Raw genomic sequence first — 5,602 nt, 5'->3', positions numbered from 1 at the left:
TTTCCTGTATTCCGCTACGCTGCATACAGGCTTACGATATTTATCTGAGTTCGCCTTTACAATTTACTCAACGAACTCAACAAACCAATCATCAGACGACAAATCAATAGATTCAAAAGCCTGAGTACAAAAGCGATATATTGCTTGAGCAGAAAGATTCATTTCAATATATAAACCATTTTTTAACTGCCGATGATTTCGGAATCTTAAAGAGTCAGAGCCTATAAAATTGGGGTAATCTTTTTGTAATTTGGCAAATAAGTCTGGTTCTAAATCGAGAAGGGTATTTAGGCTACATACCTCCACATCACGCCATGAAGACACGGGAAAGCTTTGTCCTAAGATAGTGACACTCTTAGGGGTTTTACCTGTGACATCTTTTTTATCAGTTGTTTTATTAGCATCACCGAAATAAGGCCATACTTTTAATGCAATCTCAGCTAAATACCCTGAACGAGCTTCAATTTCGTGCTTTGTCCAAGACTCACAATTAGCAAAATATTTATTGATATCAAGATGACTTTGCTTGAGCAGTTCTTTTTTCTTTGCAAAACTACTATTAGACAACTCTGAGTTATAAGCCGTTAGTGTTAAATTGCCAATGACATGCAAATACAAATCGTGGTCTGTTTGGTAATCCTGCCCCATGCTCTCTTGCCATTCTTTGCTTAGCGTTTGAGGCATAATATGCTCAATGGTTAAATTACTAACATCAACTTTTTCTTTATGGCCAAAGTGTTGCTCAAGCCGTTTCAAAATAAACTTTGCTTTATTTAATCTGTCGCCAGCTCCGTACATTTTATCAGAGACCATTCTTTGCAAAATTTCAGCATCTTTAGGATAGCTTTTATTTTGTAAAAATATTTTAAGACCGTTTAAAATATCATTTGGACTTAATGCCATAGCTTGAGCATATAATATAGGGAATATTTTATTTAATTGGCTTGTTGGAGTATTACATATAAATCGTCTAATAATAAAATTTTCCAATAATTCAATAATTTGCAAAAAAATGGACACAGACATAGAATCTTGTTGATAATCATCATAACAGTTTAATAAAAATGGATAAGCAGTACCTACATCCAAACTGGTTAGTTCTTCAAGTGCCGTTTGTAAAACCTCATTAGCTTCAAATTGAGGATTCAAAATTTTGTGGTAATAGCTCGCAAACTTTGCCATATCTTTTAATGTAGCCAACGCATCATTTGAGCCAATTTTATCCTTTAGCGTAAAATAAACATCGCTTTGTTTAACGAGTGCGCCACTTTTCATCAAATAATGACGAACAAACTCTGTCAGACTATCGCCCAGATTTGCTTGCATCGGCCTCCAATACTTTTCATACGACTCTTCTTGTATCTCTACAGGAATTCGCATTAAGAAATAGTTACGAATTAAGTCTGCTTGTGTGAGTGGTCGTCCTTTTGCATTTAGACTTTCAAAAACTAAATGAGGATTATCATCATAATCAAGAACAATGCTAACGACTGATAAGCGGGATTTTATGATTTCAAATAGGCTATCAATTTGTATGGCTTTATTTTTCTTGAGTTCTTTTTCAAAAAACTGATAACACAAGGAAATCTGAGATTGCTTTTCTGTAGATTCGGACTTTAATAAACTAAAAAACTCTTCTCTATCAGACTGAGTAGGCAAGAGCTTATAATGTTCGTGGCCTTTTTTAAACGCATTAAACAAGAGTGTCTGTTCTATTTCTTGATATAAATCAATTTGTTGCTGTTTTGCTAAGTCTCTAAGCAAAGTTAGCAAAATAAAAATAGTTGTAACCCTTTGTTGGCCATCAATTAATAAATATTTGGTCACACTTTCGGGTTGATTGCTAGTAGGCATTGTTACTAAAGAGCCAATAAAATGACTTTTATGTTCAGGATTATCGGCTAACCATTCTAAATCTTCCCATAAAATTTTCCACTCTCTTTTATCCCAACTGTAAGGACGCTGAAATAGTGGTACAACATATTGTTTTGTGCCTTCAATAATAGGTTGTAGTTTTGTTTCTGATGCTTTCATTTAATTGTATCCTTTTGATTTTTATATTTTATATCACAGTCCTATCTTTTTGCTCAATAGTATTTTAGCCTATATAAACTATAGCGTAGCACAAGACGATATTTTTCCTCTATTCCGCTACGCTTCATACAGGCCACTTATTAGAAAGTTAGCCAATAACTCCCTTTATCCTCCCCAACGCTTCCTCCAACTGCACTCTAGGCAAGGCAAAATTTAACCGCATAAAACCACTACCGACCTCACCAAAAGTATCACCTGCATTGAGTGCAACTTTGGCTTGATGGGTAAATAATTGCCGTAACTGCTGATTATTTAAGCCCAATTGCTGACAATTTAGCCATAATAAATATGTGCCTTGTGGTGAAATTGCGCTTAAACGTGGGCAATGTTGTGCGATAAAATCTAGGGCAAAATCACGGTTGGCTTGCAAATAGCCTAACACAGCATTAAGCCAATCAGCCCCATGTGCATAAGCCGCCTCAAAAGCAACAATACTAAAAGGGTTAGAATTGCCTAAATGTAAACCCTGTAACACCTGATTGATGGCCTGTTGGCTTGGTGCATGGCTCACCACCAAACTTGATAACATTAAACCTGCAATATTAAAACTTTTACTGGGTGCAATCGCGGTAACAAGCACATCATCTTCATGCGCTAAAGTCGCTAAGGGAATATGTTGATGCGGTTGATAGACTAAATCGGCATGAATTTCGTCACTTAAAATAATCAGTTGATAACGGCGTGCAATGCTTAACAGTTGCTCCAATTCGGCTTTTGTCCACACTCGACCCACAGGGTTGTGAGGCGAGCAAAAAATCAACATTTTTGCGCCTTGCTGAGCGCAATCTTCTAAATGCTCAAAATCTATAACATAATCATTATCTTGATAACGTAAAGGATTGAGCAAGAGTTGCCGTTGGCAAGTGGTGACACTCGAAAAAAATGGTGGATAAACAGGTGGTTGAATAATGATTTTATCGCCAATTTGTGTCAGTGCTTGAATGACCGCATGAATCGCTGTCACCACACCATTGGTCATAATGATCTGTTGGCGATTAATCTGCCAGCCATGACGTTGACTAAACCAGTTAATTAACGCCTGATACATCGTTTCGGGATAAAACGTATAACCAAAAATCGGATATTGGCTGCGCTGTTGAATCGCTTGGCTAATCGCAGGTGCAACGGCAAAATCCATATCTGCCACCCACAACGGCAATACATCGTCTGTGCCAAAAAACTGGCGATTGGCATTGTGCTTAATGCTGTTTTGCTGATGGTGGTTTAAGATTTGGTCAAAATTATAACTCATTGAATACGTTCCCAAAAACTCACTTCCGACATACTATGTTGAAATTTACGTTTGGTTTCTCTAATCACAAACGGCACAGCTTGCGGTTCGGTTATTAATCTAAAGTGTTTGCTAAGTATCGCGCTTAAACCATCAAAGGTGCTAAAACTTTCGCCATCTTTTTTGAAGCCGCCTAGCCAGTTGGCGCGTGGTGTATGTTCTTCTAACCATGTATAGGGTGAAGCAATCATTAATACACCACCCGTGGTTAAGCGTTGATGAATCGTGCTTAAAAATTTGGCGGGGTCATATAAACGGTCAATTAAATTGGCGGCAAAAATGAGGTCATAGTCGGTAAATTGGGCTTTGAGATTACAGGCATCACCTTGATAAAAACTGACTTTATGGCGCACATGATGCAAGTCTACATCGCGTAATTGTCGCTCTTTGTAGCTGACCAATTCGCCTTCTTCACATATCGCATAACGTAAAACCCCTTGTTCGGCCAATTGTACGCCTTGTTGAATAAAACGTGCCGAAAAATCAATGCCAGTGACTTGGTGAAAATGTTTGGCTAATTCAAAACTGGCGCGACCAGAGGCGCAACCTAAATCAAGGGCATGGCGAGCAGGGCGATTGCCCATTTGTGCAATGGCCAGTTGGGCAAGACTTTGGCTAAAGTTGGCAACACCAAAATAGTTATCACCATAATGAAATTCGGCATATTCGGACATTAATTTGTCGGTTTCATAACGCGAGCTGACTGCGAATGGTTGATGGTCAGCAACAATATATCTAAAGCCTGCGTGTTGAAAAAAGTGACGGCGGAAAGCATAACGTGAGTTGTGATGGCTTTCGTTGCCACAAGAAATCCATGAGCCGCCTTTGATTAGGTTGTGGCGGTCGTCAAAGGTGGGGGTAGTAAAGTCATCATAAATCGGATGTACATCAAAACCTGTAAACGGATAAGTGGGCGTTTCTGTCCATTGCCACACATTACCCACGACATCAAACAATTCGCCATGCTGAAACTGCGTGACAGGACAAGCCGACGCTGCATAATCTAAATGTAAGTTCGCCTGACAACGTTGACTGGCAGAAGGGTGGTCAAGTTGGGCATGTTGGTACAGGCGTTGCCATTCGTCTTCACTGGGTAAACGAATTTGTTGTTGCTGTTGTTGGCTTAACCACTGACAAAAGGCTTTGGCTTCATGATAATTCACTTCGACAGGCCAATCCCAAGGCATGGGGATTTCTTCGGTCATTAAGCGTAATTGCCAATCGTGACCTTGTTTACGCCAAAAAGTGGGGTATTGTGCTTGGGCAAACTCACGCCATGCCCAACCTTCTTCGCTCCAATAAGCCGCTTGTTGATAACCATTGTCGGCAACAAAGGCTAAAAACTCCTGATTACTGACTAAATAACGACTGGCTTGAAAGCTAGCGACATCGGCATGATGTTGGCCATATTCATTGTCCCAACCATAATAGGCATCGTCTTTGCTTTTACCCAACGTGACTTGGCCTGCTGGAATGGTGACTAACTCATTGTTGGGTGCTTGAGCTGTTTGGCGGTGTGCTTGCCATGCAGGGTGTGGTTTAACATAAGCCAGTTGATGTTGGCGAATTAATACCGAGGAGGTTTCGAGATGAATCCGTTCGTGTTCTATGCCCATGATGATTGCCCACCACGGATTTTGCCAATTAATGGGTAAGGCGAGTGGTGCTTCTTGAATCAGTTGACTGACGAGGTTGCGTATTTTTTGACGATAGGCTTTAACCTCATTAACGCTTGGCCAGTCATAATGGGCATCGTTAAGGTCGTCCCAACTCATTTCATCCACACCGACGGCAAACATTGACTCAAAACGTGGGTTAATGCGTTGGTCAATTAAATGCACTAATAACAGTTTGTTGACAAAAAAAGTCGCGGTATGACCTAAATAAAAAATTAAGGGATGACGGAGACTAATCGGTTTTTTGTAGTAGGCTTCTTCGTTGGCCAAGCACTCAAACAGTGATTCATAACGGTTAAACGTGTCTAAGAAGTAAAGCAACATTTCTTGGCGTGTGCTTTCTACATCGTGACCTGTTAATAAGGGTGTGCGTGAAAATAAAGGCGTGTCCATAATGTTCTCAATTTTTCTTTTGAATAAATACTTTGTAATAGAAAGATATTTTATCAAACTCGCCGTAAAACCTCGCGCCTTTAGGCCGAGGACATAAGGCGGTGACACGACAGCTTATCAACCCCTTGCGATTTGGCACAAATCAGCA

The 5,602-nt window shown here is 39.7% G+C and carries 3 protein-coding genes; all 3 read right to left on the bottom strand.

Annotation, left to right across the window (positions count from 1 at the left end; all coding sequences use genetic code 11):
* Positions 1-63: 63 nt before the first annotated feature.
* Positions 64-2,034, bottom strand: coding sequence for a DUF262 domain-containing protein (locus tag Q0212_RS15225; protein ID WP_297927087.1), 1,971 nt, complete (start codon positions 2,032-2,034; stop codon positions 64-66).
* A gap of 148 nt (positions 2,035-2,182) precedes the next feature.
* The gene (locus Q0212_RS15220; protein ID WP_297927085.1) at positions 2,183-3,346 is read right to left on the bottom strand and encodes a MalY/PatB family protein; all 1,164 of its coding nucleotides are present in this window, start codon (positions 3,344-3,346) and stop codon (positions 2,183-2,185) included.
* Positions 3,343-5,454, bottom strand: coding sequence for a 5-histidylcysteine sulfoxide synthase (gene ovoA / locus Q0212_RS15215; protein ID WP_297927083.1), 2,112 nt, complete (start codon positions 5,452-5,454; stop codon positions 3,343-3,345). Before ovoA ends, Q0212_RS15220 begins: the two co-directional genes overlap by 4 nt.
* Between the last annotated feature and the right edge of the window lie 148 nt (positions 5,455-5,602).

Origin of the sequence: uncultured Agitococcus sp. (genome assembly GCF_937920075.1) — a bacterium.
Taxonomy (GTDB): domain Bacteria; phylum Pseudomonadota; class Gammaproteobacteria; order Pseudomonadales; family Moraxellaceae; genus Agitococcus.
The sequence above is the reverse complement of the archived record's forward strand: the minus strand, read 5'-3'. Positions and strand labels throughout refer to the sequence as shown.